Below are 23,027 nucleotides of genomic sequence, written 5' to 3'. Positions count from 1 at the left end.
ATGCGGGTATTGATCGTTAAAACCTCCTCCATGGGCGACGTGCTGCACACGCTGCCCGCGCTAACCGACGCCGCGCAGGCTATCCCCGGCATCCGCTTCGACTGGGTGGTTGAAGAGGGTTTCGCGCAGATCCCCTCCTGGCATGAAAGCGTCGAGCGGGTGATCCCGGTGGCGATCCGCCGCTGGCGCAAAGCCTGGTTCTCCGCGCCGATCAAAGCCGAGCGTCAAGCCTTTCGCGAGGCCGTTCAGGCGGTAAAGTATGACGCCATCATCGACGCCCAGGGGCTGGTGAAAAGCGCCGCGCTGGTTACTCGCCTGGCGCACGGCGTCAAGCACGGTATGGACTGGCAATCGGCCCGCGAGCCGCTGGCGAGCCTGTTTTACAACCGCCGCCACCATATCGCGAAACAGCAGCACGCGGTGGAGCGTACCCGTGAGCTGTTCGCCAAAAGCCTTGGCTACGCGAAACCCCAGACCCAGGGGGATTACGCCATTGCGCGCCATTTCCTGCTGCACGAGGCTAGCGCTGCCGCGCCCTATCTGGTGTTTCTGCACGCCACCACCCGCGACGATAAGCACTGGCCGGAAACCCGCTGGCAGGAGCTTCTCGACCTGCTGGCCGACAGCGGCGTCCACATTAAGCTGCCGTGGGGCGCCCCGCACGAAGAGGCGCGGGCGAAGCGGCTGGCGGAAGGCCGGGAGTATGTTGAAGTGCTGCCGCGCATGAGCCTTGAGCAGGTAGCGCAGGTTCTGGCCGGCGCCCGGGCCGTCGTCTCGGTCGATACCGGGCTGAGCCATCTGACCGCCGCGCTGGATAAACCGAACTTTACGCTCTACGGCCCGACCGACCCGGGGCTGATTGGCGGATACGGTAAAAACCAGCATATCGTGCGGCCGGAAAACAGCGCCAGCACCGGCGATATTGCGGCCAGCCGGATTCATCTTCTCCTGCAAAATCAGGGGCTGCTCTGATGGGATCCCTGTTTAAGCAGATCTACCGCTATACGCGCCCTCGCGCGTATCGCCACAATGAAAATCTGTGGCCTTTTACCCGTATTACGCGCGCGCCAAGCGGCGAAATCAGCGCGTTACGCTATAAAGGGAAAACGGTGCCGCTGGTCAGCCTGAGCGCGCTGAAAAACAGTATGCAGGGCGAAGTCCTGCTGACCGCCACCGGCCCCTCAACCCGCAATATCGATTTTTCCCTGTTGTCGAAAACGATCCCGGTGATGGGCGTCAATGGCGCCTGGCATCTTGCCGACCGGCTGCACTTTTCACTCTATACCATCGTCGACATGGAATTTTTCGATAAGAAGCCGGACATTATCCGCGCCATTGTCAGCCAGCCGGATATTTTGCTGTTCACCACCATGCACGGGATCGCCAAAATCGTCGATCGCTATGGGGACGCGCTGCGCTGCCGTTTGGCGTTGATTGAGGACGGTTGCTATAAGATTTACCAGCCGAAAGTCGCCAGCGAAGCGATAAAGCGCACTTACCAGCAGAATGCGGCGATGTGCTTTCATCCTCAGCGCCCGGATATCTGTTTTAGCACCGATATTCGCCAGGGCATCTTTGATGCCGGCACGGTGGTCTACTGGGCGCTGCAAATTCTCGCCTGGCTGGGCTTCAATACTATCCTGGTGAGCGGCCTGGATATGACCAACTTTAACCAGCCGCGATTCTACGAAACACAACAAGAAAAATTGCCTTCTTACCTGGCAACAAAAGTGGATACCCTCGTCATGCCCTCCTTTGCGCATGCCGCGCAGGTACTGCAGCAACGCCAGATTCGGGTGATTAATTTTTCCCCAGAAAGCGCTGTGCCGGATACTATCTTCGAAAAGGTTGCGTTTAATGAGTACTTTAAAAGTGAGTAACTTCGCCAGACAGGGTTACTCGATTGTCTTTCCTTTGTTTTTATTTTTCAGCGCGATTTTTTGCATGTCCACCCGGACCAATAATCTGCTGCATTTATCGATCCTGCTGCTATTGCTGTCGCTGGTACGCCAGGAAAACCGCCAGGCGCTGGCCGGGGTGTTACGCGAGCAGTGGCAGACCTGGACGCTGCTGGCGGCTTTCTTTATCTATTACGCCCTCAGTAATGTGTGGGGCCATACGCCGCAGCATATTGACTCGCCGATCACCCACGGCGTGTATCTGACCGGGTATCTGTTGCTGATGACGATGCTGCTCAGGGACGGACGAACCCGCCGACTGGCGATGCTGGCGGTGGTCGGCGGGATCACCGTGCTCTCCCTGTGGACGCTGATTATCGACCATACGCTGGTTCTCACCGAACGAGCGGTCTCCCCCGAGAACCCCGGACCAACGAACGTTATCGACCTTGCCGGTTACTGCGGCATCGGCATTTTAATTTGCGGCATGCTACTGAAAGAAAAAGCCAGCCACTGGCTCTATCTGCCGGTGGTCATCATGCTGGTGATGCTGCTGCTCACCCAAAGCCGCGGGCCGATCATCGCCCTGGTGCTGGCGGTCGGCTGTACGCTGCACCTGCACGTCTTCACCCGCCGCAACCTGCTGATCGCCGCGGCGCTGGCCGTGCTGGTAGCGCTGCTTTTGGTCATGACGCCGGTGGGCGACATGCTGCTCGCCCGTTTCGAGGAGCTGGGCACCCAAAGCGGGCTGCGCCTGAGCATCTGGCACCATACGCTGTCGGAGATGGCCAGCCAGCCGTGGCTGGGGCGCGGTTTCAGCTATGAACTGGATTTCATCAACTACAGCGGCGAGCACATCACCACCACCCACAGTGTGTATATGGGCGCCCTGCTGAAAGGCGGCATCGTGGGGTTACTGCTGCTGTTGGCGATCATTGCCTGCGGGCTATGGCAGGCGTGGCGCAAGCGCCATACCGACAGCCGCTACAGTCTGGCGATCCTGTTTTACGCGCTGGTGTTTATGGCCTCGCAGGGGATGTTTATCATCAGCAATCCCCGGGAAACCTGGGTGCTGTTCTGGCTGCCGCTGGGCATTGCGCTCAGCAAAGGGTTGGCGGAAAAACGCTAACAAAAAGGGCCGTCAGCGGCCCTTTTTATATTAACTTTTTAAATCAACTGCGGGCGGCGACCAGCCGGTCGGCCTGCTCTTTAATCACGGGCCACACCGACTCAATCGCCACATCGGCGACATTCGCTTCTTCACAGACTATCTGCTTCGCCTTGTCATAGCCCGGCGCCCAGATGTGATAGCCGGGCAGCCCGGTATTCTTGAGTTTGCGTTTGTTATAGACCGCCACCATCGGCTTATCGAAAGCCCGGGCAATATGCACGATCGAGGTGTCCGGCGTAATGACTAAATCACAGCTGCGGATCACTTCTACGGCGGAGTTGATGGTGCTGTCGGCGATGTACAGCGCCATATCCAGCCCCAGCTGGCGGATTTTTTCACTGCGCCCCACCATCACGATACAGACCCGGTAAGGCAGAGCATGTAGCCGCTCGACCAGGGTCGCTACCTGGTGACGACAGAAGTCTTTATCCTCAGAGGCGGTAAAAGGGTTAATGGCGATACGCAGTTCGACCTCTCCGGCCTGAGAAAGCAAGCGGGCCACTTTCTCCCGCTCATGGCGGCAGCCGGGGAGATGATAGTGATACGGGCGGTCGTCAACGATGCCAAACAGCTTCACCACCTGCTTATAGCGCAGGGAAATATGGCTGTTGCCGTCAAAAAAAGCGATTGAGTGATCGTAAAGTTTATAGGGCTCTTTATTAAAACCAATCACGCTGGTCGCCCGTAAATCGGCGAGTAATTTAAAGCGTTCATAGCTGGTCACGTCATCAAAATCGATAACCGCATCAAAACCCGCCGCCCGCAACGTATTTAAGGACATGCGGGGCCGATATAAATATACTTGCTGAATGAATTCTGAGCCTGCTAATATTTCGCTGCATATTGGTCCGGTTAACACCGAAACCTGATATCCCCGTTCGGCCAGTATTCTGGCGCAGCCGGTCGTGACCACCATATCACCGACTTTATCATCCAGACGCAATAGCAGCACGCGGCGCACAGCCGCTGGGTCGAAGGCTTTACGCGCCGGCTTATTTCTGTATCGATAGTTAATTAAATTAAATTTAATGCCGCGGAAAAAAGCATTCTTTTTCCGCGTTAATTGTTTAAGGATACGCATACGGTACCTTGAGCTGTGTTAGCGCTGTGTAATTTTCCGCTGGTAATATTCTGCCAGCGTCATGCCCTTCACCTGCGGCGCCAGCCAGCTAAAAAAGGCTTCGAGGTCAGCGTATAAACGCTCAATATCCCGTTCATTCTGGAACGTGGGGCTGCCGCCGGGCATATACTCTGAAGAGTGGAGCATATATTCCACGTAGTCATTGCCCTGCGTCAACGTTTGTTCGACGACTTTTTTCATCGTTTCCACATTGCCGCCCATCGGTCGCAGCCAGTGTACGGAGGGGGATCGCACTTTGCCGCGCAGGCGGTCGTAGCCCTGCTTCACGCTGTTCATCCACGCTGAGTGCTTGTACTGGATGCTCATCGGCACTTCCAGCAGCGGCGAGTGGCCCTCGCGGCTGATGTCATTTTCATCGAGGAAATAGGCATGCTGCGGAAAGCGGCGATAATCGGTCCCGCCATCGCCCTGCGGCGCCCCCTTGGCGGTCTTCCAGTTCACCCGCGGGGTCACCGAGCAATCCACCTGATACCCGTATTCCACCAGCAGACGCGCATAGCGCTCGTCAAAAGCCCAGCGCCCGGCGCGATGGCTAACCATTTTGGTCTGGAAGGTATCCTCCAGCAGACGCGTCATATAGTCGACCTTCTCACGCATCATAGCGTCGCTGTATTCAATAAGATAAGGCTTATGGCGCCAGTCATCTGCAGTCAGCGGCTCGGTCGGCGGGCTGTTCCACGCATGCAGATGCATGCCGACTTCCGCGGTGCCGCGGGCAATCACGTCTCTGGCGAATTCGATATAAAAGGGGTCGATGGCCATTTCATAGTTGGTCAAATAGACCGGTTTAAAGCCATACTTTTCGCAAAGCTGCTGAAAACGCGGAAGATAACGCGCATTCTCGGTGGTGATGCTGTCATGTTTTTGCCAGAGGTTATCGCCCTCTGTATCAATCGTGATGAGAAATGCGGGATTGTGCACGAAAACGTCCTCAGGCCATACGTATCGGGTCATGGTAGAGCAATACAACGCTTCTCTCAATCTGTCTGATCCCCTAGAATCGGAACCCTTATCCTGGATGAAGAACAGAGTATGACGCCTGAAACCCTCTCCCGCGGCCCGTTGAACCCGGCGCGGATCCTGGTCATTAAGCTGCGCCATCATGGCGACATGCTGCTGATCACGCCGCTTATTCACGCGCTGAAACAGCAGTACCCCGCCGCCAGCGTGGATGTCCTGTTGTATGAAGAGACCCGGGATATGCTCGCAGCCAACCCCGATATCCACCATATTTATGGTCTCGATCGCCGCTGGAAAAAGCAGGGAAAAAGGTATCAGCTGAAGATGCAATGGCAGCTCATTCAGACGCTGCGCCAGCAGCGGTACGATATGGTGCTTAACCTGGCCGACCAGTGGCCGAGCGCGGTTATCAGCAAACTGACCGGCGCCGCGACGCGGATTGGTTTTGATTTTCCGAAGCGCCGCCACCCGGTCTGGCGCTATTGCCACACCGCGCTGGCCTCCACCCAACAGCACAACCAGCTGCATACGGTACAGCAGAATCTCTCTATTCTCGCTCCGCTCGGTCTCCAGTTGAACGATGCGCCGGCGCGGATGGGCTACAGCGAAGCAGACTGGGCCGCCAGCCGCGCCCTGCTGCCGGAGGACTTCCGGGAACACTACATCGTCATCCAGCCGACGTCGCGCTGGTTCTTTAAATGCTGGCGCGAAGATCGGATGAGCGCCCTGATCAACGCGCTGTCCGCCGAAGGATACGCGGTGGTGCTCACCTCCGGCCCCGATGCTAGAGAGAAGAAGATGGTGGATACCATCATCGCCGGCTGCCCGCAGGCGCGACTACACTCTTTAGCCGGCCAGTTAACGCTGCGCCAGCTGGCGGCGGTGATCGATCATGCCCGGTTGTTTATCGGCGTCGACTCGGTGCCGATGCATATGGCTGCAGCCCTTGGCACTCCGCTGGTCGCCCTGTTCGGCCCCTCGAAGCTGACCTTCTGGCGTCCGTGGCAGGCGAAAGGCGAGGTGATCTGGGCCGGCGACTTCGGTCCGCTGCCCGATCCGGACGCTATCAACACCAACACCGACGAACGTTATCTTGATTTAATTCCTACCGACGCCGTGATCGCGGCGGCGAAAAAGGTACTGGCATGAGTAAATTCAGGCTGGCTCTGGTGCGGCAGAAGTACCGCCCGGACGGCGGCGCAGAACGGTTTGTCTCCCGCGCGCTGGAAGCCCTCGACAGCAGTCATCTGCAACTGAACGTCATCACCCGCGAATGGCAGGGGCCGGTGAAACCGGACTGGCAGATCCATATCTGTAACCCCCGCAAATGGGGGCGCATCAGCCGCGAGCGCGGCTTTGCCAACGCCGCGCGCGCGCTCTGGCAGCGCGAGTCCTTCGACCTGGTGCAGAGCCATGAACGTATTCCCGGCTGCGATCTCTACCGCGCTGGCGATGGCGTTCATCGCCGCTGGCTGCAGCAGCGCTCGCGCATTTTACCGGCCTGGAAAAGCCGCCTGCTGTTCGCCGACCGTTACCACCGCTACGTCATGCAGGCGGAACGCGAGATGTATGAAGACTCACACCTGCGCGGGGTGATCTGCAACGCCGAGATGATCAAGCGCGAGATTATCGAAGACTTTGGCCTGCCGGCGGAGAAGATCCACGTTATTTACAACGCCATTGACAACCAGCGCTTCCTGCCGCCGGACGAAGAGACCTTTGCCGCCTTACGCGCCAAATGGCAGCTACCGCTGCAGGCGACCTGCCTGATCTACGTCGGCTCCGGCTTTGAGCGCAAGGGACTGGCGGCGGCGATCCGCGCCATCGCTCCCACCGATCGCTACCTGCTGGTGGTCGGCAAAGATAAGGATCAGCCTCGCTATCAGGCGCTGGCGAAGAGCCTGAACTGTGAAGCGCGGGTGCGCTTCTTCGGCATGCAGTCGGAGACATTGCCCTTCTATCAAATGGCCGATGGTCTGCTGCTGCCGACCCTCTACGATCCGTTCCCCAACGTCATCCTCGAGGCAATGGCCTGCGGTCTGCCGGTGATCACCACTACCGGCTGCGGCGGGGCGGAGTTTATCGTCGACGGCCACAATGGTTACGTCTGCGACGCTCTGGATATCCCGGCGCTACAGCAGGCGGTAATGGCCCTGCCCGCGCGCGCGCTGGGCTCCGCGCAAGGCGGTCACGCCCGCGAGCGCATTATGGCCTGCACCAGCGAGCGACTCTCAACCCAGCTGCTTTCTCTTTATCAGGATCTGGTGAAATAACGATGCGCATCTTATTTGTGATTGACGGTTTACCCGGCGGCGGCGCGGAAAAAGTGGTCCTGACCCTGGCGGCACAGTTCCTGCGCGACGGCGATCGGGTGTCGCTCATTTCGCTGCGCGATGTCTGCGAGTACCCATTGCCCGAGGGGCTCGACTACCAGGTAGTTGCCGATCGCTGCCGTAAACCGTGGCGCAAGCTGACCGAGCTGTCCCGCCGCGCCCGCCAGCTGGATGCCGCAGTCGTGCGGGCCGAACAGCAGGGGCAATTTGACCTTGTGCTCTCCAACCTGCACAAAACCGACCGCATCGTCGCCCGCAGCCGGGCGCTGCGCGAGCGTAACGTCTGGTTCTGTCTGCACGGCGTATTCTCTGCCTCCTATCTCGGGCACCGCACCGGCTTTGACCGCTGGATGAAGCAGCAGAAAATTAAGCGAATTTATCAGGGTCGCAACGTGGTGACGGTTTCCGACGCGGTGGGGCGAGATCTGGTGGAAGAGTTTGCCCTGCGCCCGGCACAGCTGAAAACCATCTACAATCCCTTCGATATCACTGCCCTGCGCGCCGAGGCGGAAGCCGATAGCGAGCGCCCGGACGGTGACTACCTGATTCACGTCGGTCGCTTCCATCCGGGCAAACGCCATGACCGCCTGCTTGAAGCCTATGCGCAGAGCGGCATCGACGCACCGCTGGTGCTGCTAGGCCAGGGAAAACCGGAGCAAGAGCAGCGCCTGCGCCAGCTGGCAAAAACGCTGCACATTGACGATCGGGTGTGGTTCAAAGGTTTTCAGAAAAACCCCTTACCGTGGATCAAAGGCGCACGGATGCTGGTTTTGAGCTCCGATAGCGAAGGATTCGGCAATGTGGTGGTGGAGGCGCTGCTGTTACATACCCCTGTCGCCAGCACCCGCTGCCCCGGCGGCGTCACCGAGATCCTCACCGGCGAACTTGCCCGCGGTCTGGCGGATCTGACCAGTCCGGCGCTGGCTCAGACGATGCAAAGCATTTACCATAACCCGCCGGCCATCGACGATGCCGCGCTGGAAAAATTCAGCGTCATATCCATTTGTCAGCAGTACCGTCAGCTGCAGCGCACCTGACGCCGTTAGTTAACCAGGATCGAAGATTTATGAGTCAAACGCCTTTATTGAGCATCGTGGCTGCCGTCTACAACGGTGAGAAATTTCTAGCGCAATTCTTTGAGTGCATTGAACAGCAGCAGCTGGACAGCTATGAACTGATCCTGGTGAACGATGGTTCGACAGACAACAGCCTGGCGGTGATCGCCGAATGGCAGGAGCGGCTGCAGAACGTCCAGGTGCTGGAGCAGGAAAACCAGGGCGTCTCGGTCGCGCGCAATACCGGCCTCGCCGCCGCCAGCGGCAAATATCTCGCGTTTCCGGATATCGACGACAAACTCTATCCGGGCATGTATCGCACGCTGCTGGAGATGGCCGAGAAAGAACATCTCGATATCGCTACCTGCAACGGCACCTATGTGTACGAAAAGCGCCGCGAGAGCCACCCGATCTTCCCACTGGATCGCCTGCCCTCGACGGATGTGCTGCCGGGCCATGTCTGGCTTAAGCAGGCCCTGGACTCGCGGAAGTTTCTGCACGTCACCTGGCTTAATATTTATCGTCACGACTTTATCCGCCAGCATCACTTCCATTTCGAGCCTGGCCTGCGCCATCAGGATATCCCATGGACCACAGAAGCCCTGCTGGCCGCGGAGCGCGTGCAGTACACCAGTCAGCAGTTCTATGATTACTACATTCACTCTGAGTCGGTGTCGCATAAGCCGGACAACGACGACACGCTGATGCGTTCGGCGCGCCACTATATGAAGATTCTGGAGATGCTGGAGGCGATTAACCAGCGCTACCCGGATAAAGTACGCCATATCGCCGCCTGTCGCTGGCAGATAGCCAAAGAAGGCCTGGGAATCATCCATACCTTCGATAGCATGAAAGATGAGTCCAAAAAGCATGTTATTATTAACGAATTCTTCGACCGCGGTATCTGGCGGTTAATCTGGAAAAACGCCTGTACTTTCCGTTTACGCTGGCGCCTGGGACGCCGTTATCTGCGTATTAAGCGTTATCGCCACGCGGGATAGACCAAAAACCCGCTGTTTCCGCCAAAGAGATAGCTTTACGCGGGCTAAATGCTTAGAATTTGCCCGCCAAAACAGAGAACGGATAAATAGTTTGGAATTGCTTTATACCACCCTACTTTACCTTATTCAGCCGCTGGTGTGGCTGCGGCTGCTGCTGCGCAGTCGTAAGGCTCCTGCCTATCGCAAACGCTGGGCGGAACGCTATGGCTTCTGTCAGAACAAGGTAGAGCCGGATGGCATTCTGCTGCACTCCGTTTCCGTCGGCGAGACCTTAGCCGCCATTCCGCTGGTCCGCGCCCTGCGCCACCGCTACCCTTCTCTGCCGATCACCGTCACCACCATGACGCCGACCGGCTCCGAGCGCGCCATGTCGGCGTTTGGCAAAGATGTTCATCACGTCTATCTGCCCTACGATCTGCCCGGTGCCATGAACCGCTTCCTGAACACCGTTCAGCCGAAGCTGGTGATCGTTATGGAGACCGAGCTGTGGCCGAATATGGTGGCCGCGCTGCATAAGCGTAAGATCCCGCTGGTGATCGCCAACGCGCGCCTGTCCGAACGTTCCGCCAAAGGCTATGCCAAACTGGGCGGCTTTATGCGCCGCCTGTTGAGCCGCATTACGCTTATCGCCGCGCAGAATGAAGAAGATGGTAACCGCTTCCTCTCCCTGGGGCTGAAGCGCAACCAGCTGGCGGTCACCGGCAGCCTGAAATTCGATATCTCCGTCACGCCAGAGCTGGCGGCCCGGGCGGTGACGCTGCGTCGGCAATGGGCACCGCACCGCAAGGTCTGGATTGCCACCAGCACCCACGACGGTGAAGAACAAATCATCCTCCAGGCGCATAAAAAACTGCTGGAGGCTTTCCCGAACCTGCTGCTGATCCTTGTTCCCCGCCATCCGGAGCGCTTCCCTGACGCCCGTGAGATGGTACAAAAGGCTGGGATGAGCTTTACTCTGCGCAGCACCGGCGAGATCCCCTCCTCCAGTACCCAGGTAGTCATTGGCGATACCATGGGCGAGCTGATGCTGCTCTACGGCATTGCCGACCTCGCCTTCGTCGGCGGCAGCCTGGTGGAGCGCGGCGGCCATAACCCGCTCGAGCCGGCGGCGCACGCCATTCCGGTGCTGATGGGGCCGCATACCTTCAATTTCAAAGATATCTGCGCCAAGCTGCAGCAGGACGATGGCCTGATCACCGTCACCGACGCGAACTCGCTGGTCAAAGAGGTTTCCACGCTCCTGACCGATGAAGATTACCGCCTGTGGTATGGCCGTCACGCGGTGGAAGTGCTGCACCAGAACCAGGGCGCGCTGTCGCGTCTGCTACAGTTACTGCAACCTTACCTGCCGCAGCGGAGTCATTAATGTCGAACCGGCTTTCCGTGGTGATGATCGCTAAAAACGCCGCCGACCTGCTGCCGGATTGTCTGGGCTCCGTTAGCTGGGCGGATGAAATTATCGTCCTCGACTCCGGCAGCACCGACAACACCGTTGAGCTGGCCCGCCGCCTCGGCGCCCAGGTCTATACCCATACCGACTGGCGAGGCTATGGCATTCAGCGCCAGCGCGCGCAGGATTACGCCACCGGTGACTGGGTGTTGATGATCGATACCGATGAGCGCGTCACGCCAGAACTCAGGCAGGCTATTCTTAAGGTACTGGACGCCCCCCAGCGCGGCGCCATCTACAGCATCGCCCGCCGTAACTATTTTCTCGGACGCTTTATGCGCCACAGCGGTTGGTATCCCGATCGCGTCCTGCGCCTGTACGAACGCGCCCGTTACCGCTATAACGATAATCTGGTCCATGAATCGCTGGATAGCCTGGGCGCCGAGGTTATTCCGCTGACCGGCGATCTCCTGCACCTGACCTGCCGCGACTTCGCTGGCTTCCAGCAAAAACAGCTGGCGTATGCCGCCGCATGGGCGCTTGAGCGTCACCAGAAGGGCAAGAAGACCTCGATGGCAGGGATTTTCAGCCATACGCTGGGCGCGTTCCTCAAGACGTTGCTATTGCGCGGTGGGGTGCTGGACGGTAAACAGGGATGGTTACTGGCGATGGTCAACGCGCAGTATACGTTTACGAAATATACCGAGCTGTGGGCGCTGAGCCACGGCTACTCGGAGAAAGAGTCATCATGAGCACAAAAGCGATCTATCCGGGTACCTTCGACCCCATCACCAACGGTCATATCGATATTGTCACCCGCGCGGCAAGTATGTTCGATAAAGTGGTGCTGGCTATCGCCGCCAGCCCGAGTAAAAAGCCGATGTTCAGCCTTGATGAGCGCATTGCGCTGGCAGAGCAGGCGACGGCCCACCTGGTGAACGTGGAGGTTATCGGCTTCAGTGATTTAATGGCCAATTTCGCGCGCGCGCAGCAGGCCAATATCCTGATCCGCGGCCTGCGGGCGGTGGCGGATTTCGAGTATGAGATGCAGCTGGCTCATATGAACCGCCACCTGATGCCCACCCTTGAGAGCGTGTTTCTGATGCCGTGCAAAGAGTGGTCGTTTATCTCTTCCTCACTGGTGAAGGAAGTGGCGCGCCACCAGGGCGACGTTTCTCACTTTCTGCCAGCTAATGTGCATCAGGCGCTGTTGAATAAGCTGAAGTAACGCATCTGCCGGGACATGAGCCACGTCGGCTGGCGCAGCACTACGCCGCTGGGCCATTCACACCGGCTCTGTCCCGGTCTTTGTGCCAGATGGCGCTACGCTGACCTGGCCTACAAACGCCCCCGGCCCACCAGATGCGCACCCGCAGGCCCGCTGACCTGGCCGACAAACATTCCTGTTCCTGAGACTACTTCTGGCACTGACGGCAATAAAAGGTCGCCCGCTGGGCATGTTTGGTCCCGACGACCGGCGTGCCGCAGATCCGGCAGGGTTCGCCCTTGCGGCCATAGACCTGTAGCTCCTGGGCGAAATAGCCCGGCTTGCCATCGCTTTGCAGGAAATCCTTTAACGTGGTGCCGCCCTGCTCTATCGAACGCAGCAGGACCAGCTTAATCACCTTCACCAGCTGCTCACACTCTTCCCGCGACAGCGAGGACGCCAGCCGGTCAGGATGGATCCCGGCGGAGAACAGCGATTCACTGGCGTAGATATTCCCCACGCCCACCACCAGCTTGTTATCCATCAGCCAGGGTTTGATCGCGGTTTTCTTCTTCGCGCATTTTTGCTGGAGATAGTCGGCGTTGAACGCGTCGCTGAGCGGCTCCGGGCCAAGATGGGCCAGTACCGGATGGCCTTCCAGCGTTCTGGTCCACAACCAGGCGCCAAAGCGGCGTGGATCGGTGTAGCGCAACACTTTGCCGTTACTCATGACCAGGTCAACGTGATCGTGTTTTTCAGCAGGCAGCTCTTCGCTCAGGATGCGCAGGCTCCCCGACATCCCAAGATGGACGATGATCCAGCCGTCCGGCAGCTCCAGAAGCAGGTATTTGGCGCGGCGACGCACGCTGAGAACCGGAACGTCGCTCAGGCGATAAATCTCTTCGGAAACCGGCCAGCGCAGCCGTCCGTTGCGCACGACAGCGTGCAGAATGGTTGCGCCAACCAGGTGCGGCTCGATGCCGCGGCGGCTGGTTTCAACCTCTGGTAATTCAGGCATGATTTTCCTCCGTTTACCCGACGTATTGTGCTTCACGGACAGGTGACTGAAAAGGGAGTATGTGAAAGCAATATGGGGGAGTTTTAAAAACAAAAAACCCCGCCGAAGCGGGGTTTTTATACAAGGAGGCTAAAATTATTTGATTTTAGCTTCTTTGTAGATAACGTGCTGACGTACAACCGGATCGTACTTTTTCAGTTCCATTTTTTCCGGTTTGGTACGTTTGTTCTTCGTGGTGGTGTAGAAGTGACCAGTACCAGCGGAAGAAACCAGCTTGATTTTCTCACGAATACCTTTAGCCATGATTTATTTCCTCTAAGTACTTAGTACTTTTCGCCACGGGCACGCAGTTCAGCCAGAACTGTATCGATGCCTTTCTTATCGATTACACGCATACCTTTAGCAGATACGCGCAGGGTGACAAAACGCTTCTCGCTCTCAACCCAGAAACGGTGAGAGTGCAGGTTCGGCAGGAAACGGCGTTTAGTCGCGTTCAGTGCGTGGGAACGGTTGTTACCGGTCACCGGACGCTTGCCAGTAACTTGGCAGACTCGGGACATGTCTATTCTCCAAAAATCAAATTAGCTCGAGCTTCGTATGGGGTATTGGCGCCTCGTCAGGCTTTACAGCCTGGTCATCGCAGTTCAATGTGAACTCTCGACTGCCAGGCCCAAATGCCAAACCCGAGATTCTCAAAGGTGGCGTAGTATACGCTGACTCGGCGATGTGCTCAAGTCCCGAACAGACAAAGATCCCGAAGGATCGCCAGTTCGGGGCTAAATCCAGCCACGTTCGGCAAAAGATACATACGCACCGCGGCCGATAACCAGATGGTCAAGCACGCGTATCTCCATGAATCTACAACATTTTATCACCCTTTCGGTAATCAGTCTGTCGGCCTGACTTGGCTCCGGGCTACCGGAGGGATGATTATGCGCAAGGATCACGGCGGCGGCATTCACTTTGATGGCTTCGCGTACAATTTCTCGCGGATGCACCTCAACGTGGCTAAGAGTACCAGAAAAAAGACGACTATGTTTCAACACCCGGTTCTGATTATCTAAAAAGATCACCATAAAGATCTCGCGCTCCTCTTCCGTCAGCTGGCTTTGTAAAAACTCGCGCGTCATCGAGGGGGTGACCAGCGCGGCCTCCTCGACCAGCTGCGAGCTAAAATAGCGTCGCGCCAGCTCGGCAATGCCCTTCAGTTGCGCATATTTCGCCAGCCCCAGTCCGTCCACAGCAATCAGTTGCGCTTTATCAGCGGAAAGCAGAGCGTAGAGTGAGCCAAAACGCTGTAGTAACGCCTGGGCATAGCTGAGCACATCCTGACGACGCGTGCCGACGCGCAGAAACAGCGCCAGCAGCTCAACATCCGTTAGCGTTTCGATGCCGTATTGCAGCATCTTCTCCCGTGGCATCAGATTTTCCATTCCGTCCATGCGCCCTCCTGGGTGAATCAGCCTATCCTGGCACAGCCTGACGGCGCTGCCGACCCGCCGATTTTCACCCTGCGTAGCCGCTCGCAAAGTGAATGCCCGGCAGAGGCACGACGGCGGCAGGATTGTGATAAGATGCGCGGATTCTGGTCTACGGCAACAGGAAGACATCATGATGACTCTGGCGGGTAAAAAAATCGTCCTGGGCGTCAGCGGCGGCATCGCGGCGTATAAAACCCCGGAACTGGTGCGCCGGCTGCGTGAACGCGGCGCGGAAGTGCGTGTCGCGATGACGGAGGCGGCAAAAGCGTTCATCACCCCACTCAGCCTGCAGGCGGTATCCGGCTATCCGGTTTCCGACAGCCTGCTCGATCCGGCGGCGGAAGCGGCAATGGGCCATATTGAGCTCGGTAAATGGGCCGACCTGGTGATCCTCGCCCCAGCGACCGCCGATTTAATCGCTCGCGTGGCGGCCGGCATGGCCAACGATCTGGTGTCGACGATCTGTCTTGCCACCCCATCCCCGGTTGCCGTGGTGCCCGCCATGAACCAGCAGATGTATCGCGCGCAGGCCACCCAGCATAATCTGCAGACGCTCGCTACCCGCGGGCTGCTGCTATGGGGACCAGACAGCGGTAGCCAGGCCTGCGGCGACGTCGGCCCGGGGAGAATGCTCGATCCGCTAACTATCGTAGACATGGCCGCGCAGCATTTCGCCTCCCCTGTCAAAGATTTGCAACATCTCAACCTCATGATTACCGCGGGCCCGACCCGTGAGCCATTGGATCCGGTGCGTTATATCACCAACCACAGCTCTGGCAAGATGGGCTTCGCGATTGCCGCCGCCGCAGCGCAGCGGGGCGCGAACGTGACCTTGATCAGCGGGCCGGTATCGCTACCGACCCCGCCGTTTGTGCAGCGCATTGATGTCACTACCGCGCTGGAGATGGAAGCGGCCGTCCAGGCTGGCGCCCAGCAGCAGCACATTTTTATTGGCTGCGCCGCGGTAGCGGATTACCGCGCCGCCGTCATCGCCGAAGATAAAATAAAAAAACAAGGTGATGAATTAACAATAAAAATGGTTAAAAACCCGGATATCGTGGCCGGGGTCGCGGCGCTAAAATCACATCGCCCCTACGTCGTTGGGTTTGCCGCCGAAACGAATAATGTGGAAGAATATGCGCGGCAAAAACGTGCCCGCAAGAACCTCGACCTGATTTGCGCCAACGATGTTTCCCAGCCTAATCAGGGCTTTAACAGCGACAGCAACGCACTACACCTTTTCTGGCAGGATGGGGAAAAGCGCTTACCACTTGAGCGCAAGGAACTCCTGGGCCAATTATTACTCGACGAGATCGTGACCCGTTATGATGAAAAAAATCGACGTTAAGATTCTGGACCCGCGTGTCGGCCAGCAATTTCCGCTGCCGACCTATGCCACCTCCGGCTCCGCCGGACTTGACCTGCGAGCCTGTCTCGACGACGCCGTAGAGCTGGCGCCGGGCGCAACCACGCTGTTGCCGACCGGCCTTGCGATTCATATCGCCGATCCCTCTCTGGCGGCGGTGATCCTGCCGCGCTCCGGCCTGGGTCATAAGCATGGCGTAGTCCTGGGCAACCTGGTGGGCCTTATCGACTCCGATTACCAGGGGCAGCTGATGGTGTCCGTCTGGAACCGCGGTCAGCAGAGCTTTATTATCGAGCCGGGCGAACGCATCGCACAGATGGTCTTTGTGCCGGTCGTTCAGGCGGAATTTAACCTGGTGGAATCCTTCGATGCCACCGACCGCGGCGAAGGCGGCTTCGGTCACTCAGGGCGTAAATAAGCCCAGCAACACGGAATCTGCATCCCAACGCGCATAACGCAATAACATTACCGCAAGCCCTGGTTTGCGGTCGCGTTGTGGATGTCTGCCTGACAAGTGCTTATTTTCAGGGGTATTTTAAAACATGGCAGAAAAGCAAACTGCGAAACGGAATCGTCGCGAAGAAATACTTCAATCTCTGGCGCTGATGCTGGAATCCAGCGATGGTAGTCAGCGTATTACCACCGCGAAACTGGCGGCTTCCGTCGGCGTCTCTGAAGCCGCGCTGTATCGCCATTTTCCCAGCAAAACCCGCATGTTTGACAGCCTGATCGAGTTCATTGAAGACAGTCTGATTACGCGCATCAATTTGATTTTGAAAGATGAAAAGGACACCACCGCGCGCCTGCGCCTGATCGTTCTGTTGATTCTTGGCTTTGGCGAGCGTAATCCTGGGCTGACGCGTATCCTCACTGGGCACGCGCTGATGTTCGAACAGGACCGGCTTCAGGGTCGCATCAACCAGCTTTTTGAGCGCATCGAAGCGCAGCTACGCCAGGTAATGCGCGAGAAAAAAATGCGCGAAGGCGAAGGCTACACCCTCGACGAAACCCTGCTGGCCAGCCAGCTGCTGGCTTTCTGCGAGGGCATGCTGTCGCGCTTTGTGCGCAGCGAGTTCAAATATCGTCCGACGGATGATTTCGACGCCCGCTGGCCGCTGGTCGCCGCACAGCTGCAGTAAATCCTCACATGCAGCCGCCAGGCTGCATGATTCTCCTCGCAATCTGCGTAAGTTTGTCGCAAATCCCAAGGCCATTGGTTGAATTGCCCAATGCGCGTTTCCGCTTTCCTTTCCTACTATCCAGCTTGCTGAACATTTCACCCTCCCCCAACACCACCCGACAAGGAGAGATTTGATGGCGACGTCACGGCGGGATTTACTGAAGATAGGCGGGTTGGCAACCGCATCGCTACTGGTCAGTCAAAAAAGCTTCGCAGCATGGGCCCCCTCTGAACGCTATCCGGACCCACGCATCGTGGCCGTCGATGATAGCTTTCGTCGCTATATGCTTGCCAGCGCAAAGGTCGAACGCATCGCCAGCGGCTTCCGCTGGGCGGAAGGCCCGGTCTGGTTCGGCGACATGCGAATGCTGCTGTGGAGCGACATTCCGAATAACGCCATCATGCGCTGGGATGAAGTCAGCGGAGAAACCAGCATCTTTCGCTACCCGGCCAATTATAGCAATGGTCACGCCCGCGACAGACAGGGGCGCTTAATCAGTTGCGAGCACGACACCCGCCGCATTACGCGTACCGAATACGATGGGTCTGTTACCGTACTGGCCGATAGCTACCAGGGTCATCGCCTCAATTCTCCAAACGATATCGTTGTGAAGTCAGACGGCACCATCTGGTTTACCGAACCGCCATTTGGCATCAGTGGTTTTTACGAAGGCCACAAAGCAACATCAGAATTGCCGCAAAACGTCTATTGTCTGGAGCCGGAAAGCCGCAAACTGAGCGTGGTACTGGGCGACGTAAAAGGGCCAAATGGTTTGTGTTTCTCGCCGGACGAAAAGACCTTATACGTGGTGGAAAGCCGGGCGACACCGAACCGCTTAATTCTGGCGTGGGATGTGGAAGGCAATACGCTGAAAAATAAACGGGTATATCTCGACTGTGGGAACGGTACCGCCGATGGGATCGCCTGCGACGCAGACGGCAATCTGTGGTGCGGATGGGGAAGCGGAAACGAAGAACTCGACGGCGTGCGGATCTTCAACCCACAGGGTAAGCATATCGGCACCATTAAACTGCCAGAGCGCTGCGCGAACTTGTGCTTTGGCGGCGAACAGCGCAATCGTCTGTTTATGGCGTCCAGCACGTCAATCTATTCGCTGTACGTCAATGCGCAGGGCGCTAAGCTGATATAGCGGAAATCCGGCAGCCGAGGCTGCCGGGCGCATCATCAGACGCCGTAGGCTTCACGATAGGCGCGAACTGACGCCAGGTGTTCCGCCATCTCCGGCTTTTCTTCCAGGTAAGCGATCAGCTCTTTCAGAGTGATGATTGAGATAACCTGGCAGCCGTAATCCCGCTCCACTTCCTGAATGGCGGAGATCTCGCCGCGGCCGCGTTCCTGACGATCCAGGGAGATCAGAACGCCCGCCAGCTGCGCGCCCTGGGCCTGGATAATCTCCATGGATTCGCGAATCGCCGTACCGGCGGTGATCACGTCATCCACCAGCATTACCCGGCCCTGCAGCGGGCTACCGACCAGATTGCCGCCTTCGCCATGGGTTTTTGCCTCTTTGCGGTTAAAGCAGTAAGGCAGATCGCGGTCATGATGCTCGGCTAACGCCACCGCGGTGGTGGTGGCGATTGGGATTCCTTTGTAGGCCGGGCCAAACAGCAGGTCAAACTCAATTCCGGAATCCACCAGCGCCTCGGCATAAAAACGGCCCAGCAGAGCCAGATCGCGCCCGGTGTTAAACAGGCCGGCGTTGAAGAAATAGGGGCTCTTGCGCCCGGATTTCAGCGTGAATTCGCCAAACTTAAGAACCTGCTTGCTAAGCGCAAACTCAATAAACTGGCGCTGATACGGCTTCATGGATTCGCTCCTTTGGTACTTTTCATCATTGTCAGACTGCGCGCTCCCCTTCGCAGGTGTGATGAAGGATAAAGCGCAAAAAAAAGGCGACTTCTCAGTCGCCTTAATCATTAATTTTCTAACGCCGCCTTCTGCGTCGTGATAATGGACTCGATCCCCCCTCGGGCTAACGCCAGGAGAGTGAGGAGTTCTTCATGGGTAAACGGCTCACCTTCCGCAGTGCCCTGCACCTCAATAATACGGCCATCTTCGGTCATCACCACGTTCATGTCGGTCTCCGCGGCGGAGTCTTCGATGTACTCCAGATCGCAGATGGCTTCGCCATTTACGATACCGACGGAGACCGCGGCCACCATCCCTTTCATCGGATTGGTTTTCAGCTTGCCGGCGGCGACCAGCTTATTCAGCGCATCGGCCAGCGCCACGCAGGCACCGGTAATGGAGGCGGTGCGGGTGCCGCCGTCGGCCTGCAGTACATCGCAGTCGAGAGTAATCGTGAATTCGCCCAGCGCTTTCAGGTCAACCGCTGCGCGCAGCGCACGGGCAATCAGGCGCTGAATTTCCATCGTCCGGCCGCCCTGCTTGCCTTTTGCCGCTTCACGCGCGTTACGCGTGTGCGTAGAACGCGGCAGCATGCCGTATTCAGCGGTGATCCAGCCCTGGCCCTGGCCTTTCAGGAAACGCGGAACGCCTTCGTCAATAGAGGCAGTGCACAGCACTTTGGTATCACCGAATTCGACCAGCACGGAGCCTTCAGCGTGTTTTGTGTAATTACGGGTCAGGGTGACGGGACGCACCTGATTAGCGCTACGGCCTGCTGGACGCATGATAGAAATCTCCGGCTTGAAACGAATGTGAGGGCGCATTATACGAATTTCATGGCAAAAAGCCTATGCCCACTCCAGCCGGACGCGCCGATAATGTCAGTCCAGCGTTTTACGATAAGATTTCAACCCCACGCCAATGACAATCACCGCCAGGCCTATCAGCGGCAAGAGGTCAGGCAACAATGCCGTTGCTGAATAGCCTTTCAGCATAATGCCCTTAACCAGGCGGATGAAGTAGGTCAGCGGTAAACAGGAGCCAATGGCTTTCGCCCAGTCTGGCATACTAATAAAGGGGCTGACAAATCCGGACAGCATAAGTGAAGGGATGAAATAAAATGACGACATTTGCAGCGCCTGCAGCTGGTTTTGTGCTAAGCCAGAAATACCGATACCAATTGACAGACAAAGAAAGACATAAATTAACAGCACAAAAAATAGTAGGAAGACGCTACCGTGAAGGGGGATATCGAACAACAAAACGGCGGCAATCAGGATTAACGTCGCCTGAAACAGACCAATGATAACAAAAGGCGTTATTTTCCCAATAATGACCTCAAGCCCGGACAACGGAGAGACCAGTAAATTTTCTAACGCCCCGTTTTCTCGCTCGCGGGTAATAGACAGGGCGGTCATCAGGATTAACGTTGTACTGAGTATAGACCCCATAATACCGGGAATAGTATTAAACTGGGTTATCCCCTCAGGGTTAAACATGCGATGAATGATAAGCTCGAAATCATCCTCTTTTTGCACCACACGCATGTCGCCCGGCAAATCGTGCTGAAACATCGACTTCACCACCTGCACAAGGGCGCTGAGCGCATTCCCCGTGGTGATCGGATCGATGGCATCCCCCTGAATTAATAGTTGTGGCTTTTCTCCACGCAGTAACTTGCGCGTAAACCCCTCAGGGATCGTCACGATAAAAGTGACATCCCCCCGCACAAAGGCTTTCTGCGCCGCCTCTTCTGAATCGACAGGAATCATCGAAAAATACCCGGTATTTTGCGCTTCCGTCACAAAGATTTGACTCATGCGTTCGGTATCATAATTTAGTAAGGCGGTCGGAAGATTATGCGGATCCATATTGATGGCATAGCCAAGAATGATCAGCTGAAAAAGAGGTGTCAGGAGCACCATACTGATGCTGACTTTATCACGGCGTAGCTCGTGAATTTCCTTAATAACCACGCCAATCCACCGCGTAATGGAGAAGCTAAAATTAATTTTTTTCACAATTATTTTTCATCAAGTAGGTAAATGCATCTTCCAGATTGGTATCCACCTTACAGAACTCATAACCCTGTTGCGTAAAGGCAAAAAGCGCGGATTTTAACTTCGCTTCATCTCTGGATGTAATATAAAGCTGATTGCCAAAAATGACCGTTTGCTCAATATCCGGCAAGCGCTGTAGCTGGCTTTCAAGCAGCGTCAGACCGGCGCCGCTGGTTCGCATGGTGATCAAATTCTGGGAGGCGATAATCGACGCAATAGTGCCATTCGCCAGCAGCCGACCATAAGATAGATAGGCAACCTTATGGCAGCGCTCAGCCTCATCCATATAATGCGTGCTCACCAGTATCGAGATCCCCCGGTCAGAGAGCTGGTGCAGCATTTGCCAGAACTCTCGCCGCGCCTTGGGATCCACGCCAGCAGTCGGCTCATCCAGAAATAGCAAAACAGGTTCATGCAACATACAGGCGGCGAGGGCCATTCTTTGCTTCCAGCCCCCAGAAAGCTCCTTAGCCAGCTGGTGCTGTCGGGCAGTGAGGCCTAACTCAGAAAGCGCACGTTCAACCCGCTCTCTACGCCGATCGAGGCTATATAACCGCGCAATAAAAAGTAAGTTTTCCCGAATAGTTAAATTTCCCCACATTGAGAAATACTGGGTCATGTAGCCTATCTTTTTTTTTATTTTTTCCCGCTGCGTAAAGATATCCATACCCAGACAAGTACCTTCACCGGAATCCGGCGTAATCAAACCACACATCATTCGAATCGATGTCGTTTTTCCGCTACCGTTCGGACCGAGAAAACCATAGATCTCGCCTTTTGCTACCTGTAAAGAGAAATCCTTTACGACGTGATGCTCGCCAAAATGTTTATTGAGATTTTTTACATCAATACAAAGATTATTCATCGCCAATAATCTCCACATCAAACGGTTGGCCGATTTTCATCCGCCCTGCCTGCTGCAGCGCAGGGATAGCCTCCGCCATAAAAATGAGCTTCTCACGACGTTTCGTACTATAAATAACTGGAGGCGTAAACTCGGCCTCAGGGCTGATATAGTTAATAACGCCAGCAATGGGCTCAGCGCAACCATCGCATATAAGTTTTACCTTAGATCCGATTTTAAATTTACCGAGCTTCGCTTCGGGTATAAAGAAGCGTACTTTTATATTCTCAGGAGGTAACAGACTGATTATTGGTTTACCAGCAGAAGGGCGCTCCCCGGCACGATAAATAATATCGAAGACTTTAGCATTGACCGGAGAAACAATCGTCGTTTGCTGGACATCCCACAGCGCCTTATCCCGTTCGAGTTTTGCCGCGGCCACCATTGAGCGCTGCTTGCTAATCTCATCCTGCCGGGCAGGGAGTTGCCGTGCTTTGAGTTGATTAATTAACTCTTCAACCTGTGCGCCTTTTTGAGTTAATTCATCCCGGATATCCTCCCATTCCGCAAGCGATATGGCATGATTGGCGTAAAGATTACGATATCGCCCAAGCTGCCGCTTTACCTGGGATTCTGCCGATTGTGCTTTTTTAATCTGCGAACGTATAATATCCAGCTCTTCAGGCCGTTCTCCAGATTCCAGATTTCGTAATAGAGCGCTCTCTGCTGATAGTTTTTCCTCAGCGCGTAGGAAAATATTTTGCGCATCGAAGGACTCAATCTTCACTAACTCCTGTCCTGCGGCGACGTTATCTCCTTTATTGATCAAGATCCGTTCTATTTTTTCATTACCAGAATATGAAAGGTATACAAATTCTCCATGTGAATAACCGGATAACATGTTATCTGGTTTGTTATCACACCCGGTGAGTATCAGCACCGATATCAGTATAATAAATACATTTATTGGCTTTCGCATTAAAACGCATCCATACGCATATCATTTCCCTTATCACTACGGTCTGGATTGAGGCACGCTCGCTCCAGGACCG

General features: G+C 56.2%; 26 protein-coding genes. 15 read left to right on the top strand and 11 right to left on the bottom strand.

Features of this window, described 5'->3' with window-relative positions; translation table 11 throughout:
- The 3 genes from rfaC to KHQ28_RS04575 are packed head-to-tail and all read left to right on the top strand — an operon-like array spanning position 1 to position 3,027.
- Positions 1 to 972 carry a lipopolysaccharide heptosyltransferase RfaC gene (gene rfaC, locus KHQ28_RS04585; protein ID WP_032418273.1) on the top strand — a complete coding sequence of 324 codons (972 nt, stop codon included), beginning with the start codon at positions 1 to 3 and terminating at the stop codon, positions 970 to 972.
- Positions 972 to 1,880 carry a sugar glycosyltransferase gene (locus KHQ28_RS04580; protein ID WP_002922468.1) on the top strand — a complete coding sequence of 303 codons (909 nt, stop codon included), beginning with the start codon at positions 972 to 974 and terminating at the stop codon, positions 1,878 to 1,880. Before rfaC ends, KHQ28_RS04580 begins: the two co-directional genes overlap by 1 nt.
- Entirely contained in the window at positions 1,858 to 3,027 is a 1,170-nt protein-coding gene (locus KHQ28_RS04575) for an O-antigen ligase family protein (protein WP_004164973.1), read from the top strand. The genes KHQ28_RS04580 and KHQ28_RS04575 overlap by 23 nt, the downstream gene beginning before the upstream one ends.
- Before the next feature lie 43 nt (positions 3,028 to 3,070).
- Here the strand turns inward: KHQ28_RS04575 and KHQ28_RS04570 are convergent, their stop codons facing one another.
- Positions 3,071 to 4,150, bottom strand: coding sequence for a glycosyltransferase family 9 protein (locus KHQ28_RS04570; RefSeq protein WP_002922472.1), 1,080 nt, complete (start codon positions 4,148 to 4,150; stop codon positions 3,071 to 3,073).
- An 18-nt stretch (positions 4,151 to 4,168) separates the two neighbouring features.
- Positions 4,169 to 5,131, bottom strand: a complete 963-nt coding sequence (locus KHQ28_RS04565; protein WP_002922494.1) for a polysaccharide deacetylase family protein — start codon at positions 5,129 to 5,131, stop codon at positions 4,169 to 4,171.
- A 111-nt stretch (positions 5,132 to 5,242) separates the two neighbouring features.
- Between KHQ28_RS04565 and rfaQ the strand changes: the two genes are divergently transcribed.
- The 7 genes from rfaQ to coaD all read left to right on the top strand — a co-directional run bounded on the left by rfaQ (position 5,243) and on the right by coaD (position 12,177).
- Positions 5,243 to 6,319, top strand: a complete 1,077-nt coding sequence (gene rfaQ / locus KHQ28_RS04560) for a putative lipopolysaccharide heptosyltransferase III (protein WP_004181527.1) — start codon at positions 5,243 to 5,245, stop codon at positions 6,317 to 6,319.
- Positions 6,316 to 7,443: a glycosyltransferase family 4 protein gene (locus tag KHQ28_RS04555; RefSeq protein ID WP_002922496.1), complete on the top strand. Its 1,128-nt coding sequence runs from the start codon at positions 6,316 to 6,318 to the stop codon at positions 7,441 to 7,443. The genes rfaQ and KHQ28_RS04555 overlap by 4 nt, the downstream gene beginning before the upstream one ends.
- Before the next feature lie 2 nt (positions 7,444 to 7,445).
- Positions 7,446 to 8,540, top strand: coding sequence for a glycosyltransferase (locus KHQ28_RS04550; protein ID WP_004150194.1), 1,095 nt, complete (start codon positions 7,446 to 7,448; stop codon positions 8,538 to 8,540).
- Between the two features lie 29 nt (positions 8,541 to 8,569).
- Positions 8,570 to 9,559 carry a glycosyltransferase gene (locus tag KHQ28_RS04545; protein WP_004173909.1) on the top strand — a complete coding sequence of 330 codons (990 nt, stop codon included), beginning with the start codon at positions 8,570 to 8,572 and terminating at the stop codon, positions 9,557 to 9,559.
- A 91-nt stretch (positions 9,560 to 9,650) separates the two neighbouring features.
- Entirely contained in the window at positions 9,651 to 10,925 is a 1,275-nt protein-coding gene (waaA, locus tag KHQ28_RS04540; protein WP_032418272.1) for a lipid IV(A) 3-deoxy-D-manno-octulosonic acid transferase, read from the top strand.
- Entirely contained in the window at positions 10,925 to 11,701 is a 777-nt protein-coding gene (locus KHQ28_RS04535; RefSeq protein ID WP_004145264.1) for a glycosyltransferase family 2 protein, read from the top strand. The genes waaA and KHQ28_RS04535 overlap by 1 nt, the downstream gene beginning before the upstream one ends.
- A complete protein-coding gene (gene coaD, locus KHQ28_RS04530; protein ID WP_002922501.1) occupies positions 11,698 to 12,177 on the top strand; it encodes a pantetheine-phosphate adenylyltransferase in 480 nt (159 codons plus the stop codon). Before KHQ28_RS04535 ends, coaD begins: the two co-directional genes overlap by 4 nt.
- 187 nt (positions 12,178 to 12,364) lie before the next feature.
- Here the strand turns inward: coaD and mutM are convergent, their stop codons facing one another.
- The 4 genes from mutM to radC form a co-directional block, all read right to left on the bottom strand.
- Positions 12,365 to 13,174: a bifunctional DNA-formamidopyrimidine glycosylase/DNA-(apurinic or apyrimidinic site) lyase gene (mutM, locus tag KHQ28_RS04525; RefSeq protein ID WP_004173907.1), complete on the bottom strand. Its 810-nt coding sequence runs from the start codon at positions 13,172 to 13,174 to the stop codon at positions 12,365 to 12,367.
- A gap of 135 nt (positions 13,175 to 13,309) precedes the next feature.
- Positions 13,310 to 13,477 (bottom strand): 50S ribosomal protein L33, encoded by a 168-nt coding sequence (gene rpmG / locus KHQ28_RS04520; protein ID WP_002922510.1) that lies wholly within the window; start codon positions 13,475 to 13,477, stop codon positions 13,310 to 13,312.
- Positions 13,478 to 13,497: 20 nt separating this feature from the next.
- Positions 13,498 to 13,734: a 50S ribosomal protein L28 gene (gene rpmB / locus KHQ28_RS04515; RefSeq protein WP_000091955.1), complete on the bottom strand. Its 237-nt coding sequence runs from the start codon at positions 13,732 to 13,734 to the stop codon at positions 13,498 to 13,500.
- Between the two features lie 216 nt (positions 13,735 to 13,950).
- Positions 13,951 to 14,616: a DNA repair protein RadC gene (gene radC, locus KHQ28_RS04510; protein WP_002922589.1), complete on the bottom strand. Its 666-nt coding sequence runs from the start codon at positions 14,614 to 14,616 to the stop codon at positions 13,951 to 13,953.
- A 172-nt stretch (positions 14,617 to 14,788) separates the two neighbouring features.
- Between radC and coaBC the strand changes: the two genes are divergently transcribed.
- The 4 genes from coaBC (at position 14,789) to KHQ28_RS04490 (ending at position 18,352) form a co-directional block, all read left to right on the top strand.
- Positions 14,789 to 16,003, top strand: a complete 1,215-nt coding sequence (gene coaBC, locus KHQ28_RS04505; protein ID WP_004188117.1) for a bifunctional phosphopantothenoylcysteine decarboxylase/phosphopantothenate--cysteine ligase CoaBC — start codon at positions 14,789 to 14,791, stop codon at positions 16,001 to 16,003.
- Positions 15,981 to 16,439, top strand: coding sequence for a dUTP diphosphatase (gene dut / locus KHQ28_RS04500; protein ID WP_004145270.1), 459 nt, complete (start codon positions 15,981 to 15,983; stop codon positions 16,437 to 16,439). The genes coaBC and dut overlap by 23 nt, the downstream gene beginning before the upstream one ends.
- A gap of 124 nt (positions 16,440 to 16,563) precedes the next feature.
- Positions 16,564 to 17,160 carry a nucleoid occlusion factor SlmA gene (slmA, locus tag KHQ28_RS04495; protein WP_002922598.1) on the top strand — a complete coding sequence of 199 codons (597 nt, stop codon included), beginning with the start codon at positions 16,564 to 16,566 and terminating at the stop codon, positions 17,158 to 17,160.
- Between the two features lie 175 nt (positions 17,161 to 17,335).
- Complete coding sequence (locus KHQ28_RS04490) at positions 17,336 to 18,352, top strand: SMP-30/gluconolactonase/LRE family protein (protein WP_077261137.1); 1,017 nt, start codon at positions 17,336 to 17,338, stop codon at positions 18,350 to 18,352.
- A 35-nt stretch (positions 18,353 to 18,387) separates the two neighbouring features.
- Here KHQ28_RS04490 and pyrE read toward each other — a convergent pair whose 3' ends face one another.
- The 5 genes from pyrE to KHQ28_RS04465 all read right to left on the bottom strand — a co-directional run bounded on the left by pyrE (position 18,388) and on the right by KHQ28_RS04465 (position 22,915).
- Positions 18,388 to 19,029, bottom strand: a complete 642-nt coding sequence (pyrE, locus tag KHQ28_RS04485; protein ID WP_004173904.1) for an orotate phosphoribosyltransferase — start codon at positions 19,027 to 19,029, stop codon at positions 18,388 to 18,390.
- A gap of 110 nt (positions 19,030 to 19,139) precedes the next feature.
- Entirely contained in the window at positions 19,140 to 19,856 is a 717-nt protein-coding gene (gene rph / locus KHQ28_RS04480) for a ribonuclease PH (RefSeq protein ID WP_002922602.1), read from the bottom strand.
- A gap of 96 nt (positions 19,857 to 19,952) precedes the next feature.
- Positions 19,953 to 21,092, bottom strand: coding sequence for an ABC transporter permease (locus KHQ28_RS04475; protein ID WP_032418271.1), 1,140 nt, complete (start codon positions 21,090 to 21,092; stop codon positions 19,953 to 19,955).
- Positions 21,079 to 21,996: an ABC transporter ATP-binding protein gene (locus KHQ28_RS04470; protein ID WP_004181533.1), complete on the bottom strand. Its 918-nt coding sequence runs from the start codon at positions 21,994 to 21,996 to the stop codon at positions 21,079 to 21,081. Before KHQ28_RS04470 ends, KHQ28_RS04475 begins: the two co-directional genes overlap by 14 nt.
- Positions 21,989 to 22,915 (bottom strand): HlyD family secretion protein, encoded by a 927-nt coding sequence (locus tag KHQ28_RS04465; protein ID WP_269465041.1) that lies wholly within the window; start codon positions 22,913 to 22,915, stop codon positions 21,989 to 21,991. Before KHQ28_RS04465 ends, KHQ28_RS04470 begins: the two co-directional genes overlap by 8 nt.
- On the opposite strand from KHQ28_RS04465, the gene KHQ28_RS04460 reads away from it, so the two are divergent.
- Positions 22,875 to 23,006 carry a hypothetical protein gene (locus KHQ28_RS04460; protein WP_004216995.1) on the top strand — a complete coding sequence of 44 codons (132 nt, stop codon included), beginning with the start codon at positions 22,875 to 22,877 and terminating at the stop codon, positions 23,004 to 23,006. The two genes, KHQ28_RS04465 and KHQ28_RS04460, sit on opposite strands and share 41 nt — an antisense overlap.
- Positions 23,007 to 23,027 lie beyond the last annotated feature (21 nt).

The organism is Klebsiella sp. 28, assembly GCF_018223905.1.
In the GTDB taxonomy this organism is placed as follows: Bacteria; Pseudomonadota; Gammaproteobacteria; order Enterobacterales; family Enterobacteriaceae; genus Klebsiella; species Klebsiella pneumoniae.
This window is presented reverse-complemented; position numbering and strand designations above follow the sequence as displayed.

What these genes read in the sequence shown, in the direction of transcription:
- pyrE (WP_004173904.1), bottom strand. Translation starts at nt 19,029, where the DNA reads ATGAAGCCGTATCAGCGCCAGTTTATTGAGTTTGCGCTTAGCAAGCAG.
- KHQ28_RS04545 (WP_004173909.1), top strand. Translation starts at nt 8,570, where the DNA reads ATGAGTCAAACGCCTTTATTGAGCATCGTGGCTGCCGTCTACAACGGT.
- KHQ28_RS04490 (WP_077261137.1), top strand. Translation starts at nt 17,336, where the DNA reads ATGGCGACGTCACGGCGGGATTTACTGAAGATAGGCGGGTTGGCAACC.
- KHQ28_RS04550 (WP_004150194.1), top strand. Translation starts at nt 7,446, where the DNA reads ATGCGCATCTTATTTGTGATTGACGGTTTACCCGGCGGCGGCGCGGAA.
- KHQ28_RS04575 (WP_004164973.1), top strand. Translation starts at nt 1,858, where the DNA reads ATGAGTACTTTAAAAGTGAGTAACTTCGCCAGACAGGGTTACTCGATT.
- rfaQ (WP_004181527.1), top strand. Translation starts at nt 5,243, where the DNA reads ATGACGCCTGAAACCCTCTCCCGCGGCCCGTTGAACCCGGCGCGGATC.
- KHQ28_RS04460 (WP_004216995.1), top strand. Translation starts at nt 22,875, where the DNA reads ATGTTATCTGGTTTGTTATCACACCCGGTGAGTATCAGCACCGATATC.
- rfaC (WP_032418273.1), top strand. Translation starts at nt 1, where the DNA reads ATGCGGGTATTGATCGTTAAAACCTCCTCCATGGGCGACGTGCTGCAC.
- slmA (WP_002922598.1), top strand. Translation starts at nt 16,564, where the DNA reads ATGGCAGAAAAGCAAACTGCGAAACGGAATCGTCGCGAAGAAATACTT.
- rpmG (WP_002922510.1), bottom strand. Translation starts at nt 13,477, where the DNA reads ATGGCTAAAGGTATTCGTGAGAAAATCAAGCTGGTTTCTTCCGCTGGT.
- mutM (WP_004173907.1), bottom strand. Translation starts at nt 13,174, where the DNA reads ATGCCTGAATTACCAGAGGTTGAAACCAGCCGCCGCGGCATCGAGCCG.
- rpmB (WP_000091955.1), bottom strand. Translation starts at nt 13,734, where the DNA reads ATGTCCCGAGTCTGCCAAGTTACTGGCAAGCGTCCGGTGACCGGTAAC.
- coaD (WP_002922501.1), top strand. Translation starts at nt 11,698, where the DNA reads ATGAGCACAAAAGCGATCTATCCGGGTACCTTCGACCCCATCACCAAC.
- dut (WP_004145270.1), top strand. Translation starts at nt 15,981, where the DNA reads ATGATGAAAAAAATCGACGTTAAGATTCTGGACCCGCGTGTCGGCCAG.
- KHQ28_RS04535 (WP_004145264.1), top strand. Translation starts at nt 10,925, where the DNA reads ATGTCGAACCGGCTTTCCGTGGTGATGATCGCTAAAAACGCCGCCGAC.
- KHQ28_RS04470 (WP_004181533.1), bottom strand. Translation starts at nt 21,996, where the DNA reads ATGAATAATCTTTGTATTGATGTAAAAAATCTCAATAAACATTTTGGC.
- coaBC (WP_004188117.1), top strand. Translation starts at nt 14,789, where the DNA reads ATGACTCTGGCGGGTAAAAAAATCGTCCTGGGCGTCAGCGGCGGCATC.
- KHQ28_RS04580 (WP_002922468.1), top strand. Translation starts at nt 972, where the DNA reads ATGGGATCCCTGTTTAAGCAGATCTACCGCTATACGCGCCCTCGCGCG.
- radC (WP_002922589.1), bottom strand. Translation starts at nt 14,616, where the DNA reads ATGGACGGAATGGAAAATCTGATGCCACGGGAGAAGATGCTGCAATAC.
- KHQ28_RS04570 (WP_002922472.1), bottom strand. Translation starts at nt 4,150, where the DNA reads ATGCGTATCCTTAAACAATTAACGCGGAAAAAGAATGCTTTTTTCCGC.
- rph (WP_002922602.1), bottom strand. Translation starts at nt 19,856, where the DNA reads ATGCGTCCAGCAGGCCGTAGCGCTAATCAGGTGCGTCCCGTCACCCTG.
- KHQ28_RS04555 (WP_002922496.1), top strand. Translation starts at nt 6,316, where the DNA reads ATGAGTAAATTCAGGCTGGCTCTGGTGCGGCAGAAGTACCGCCCGGAC.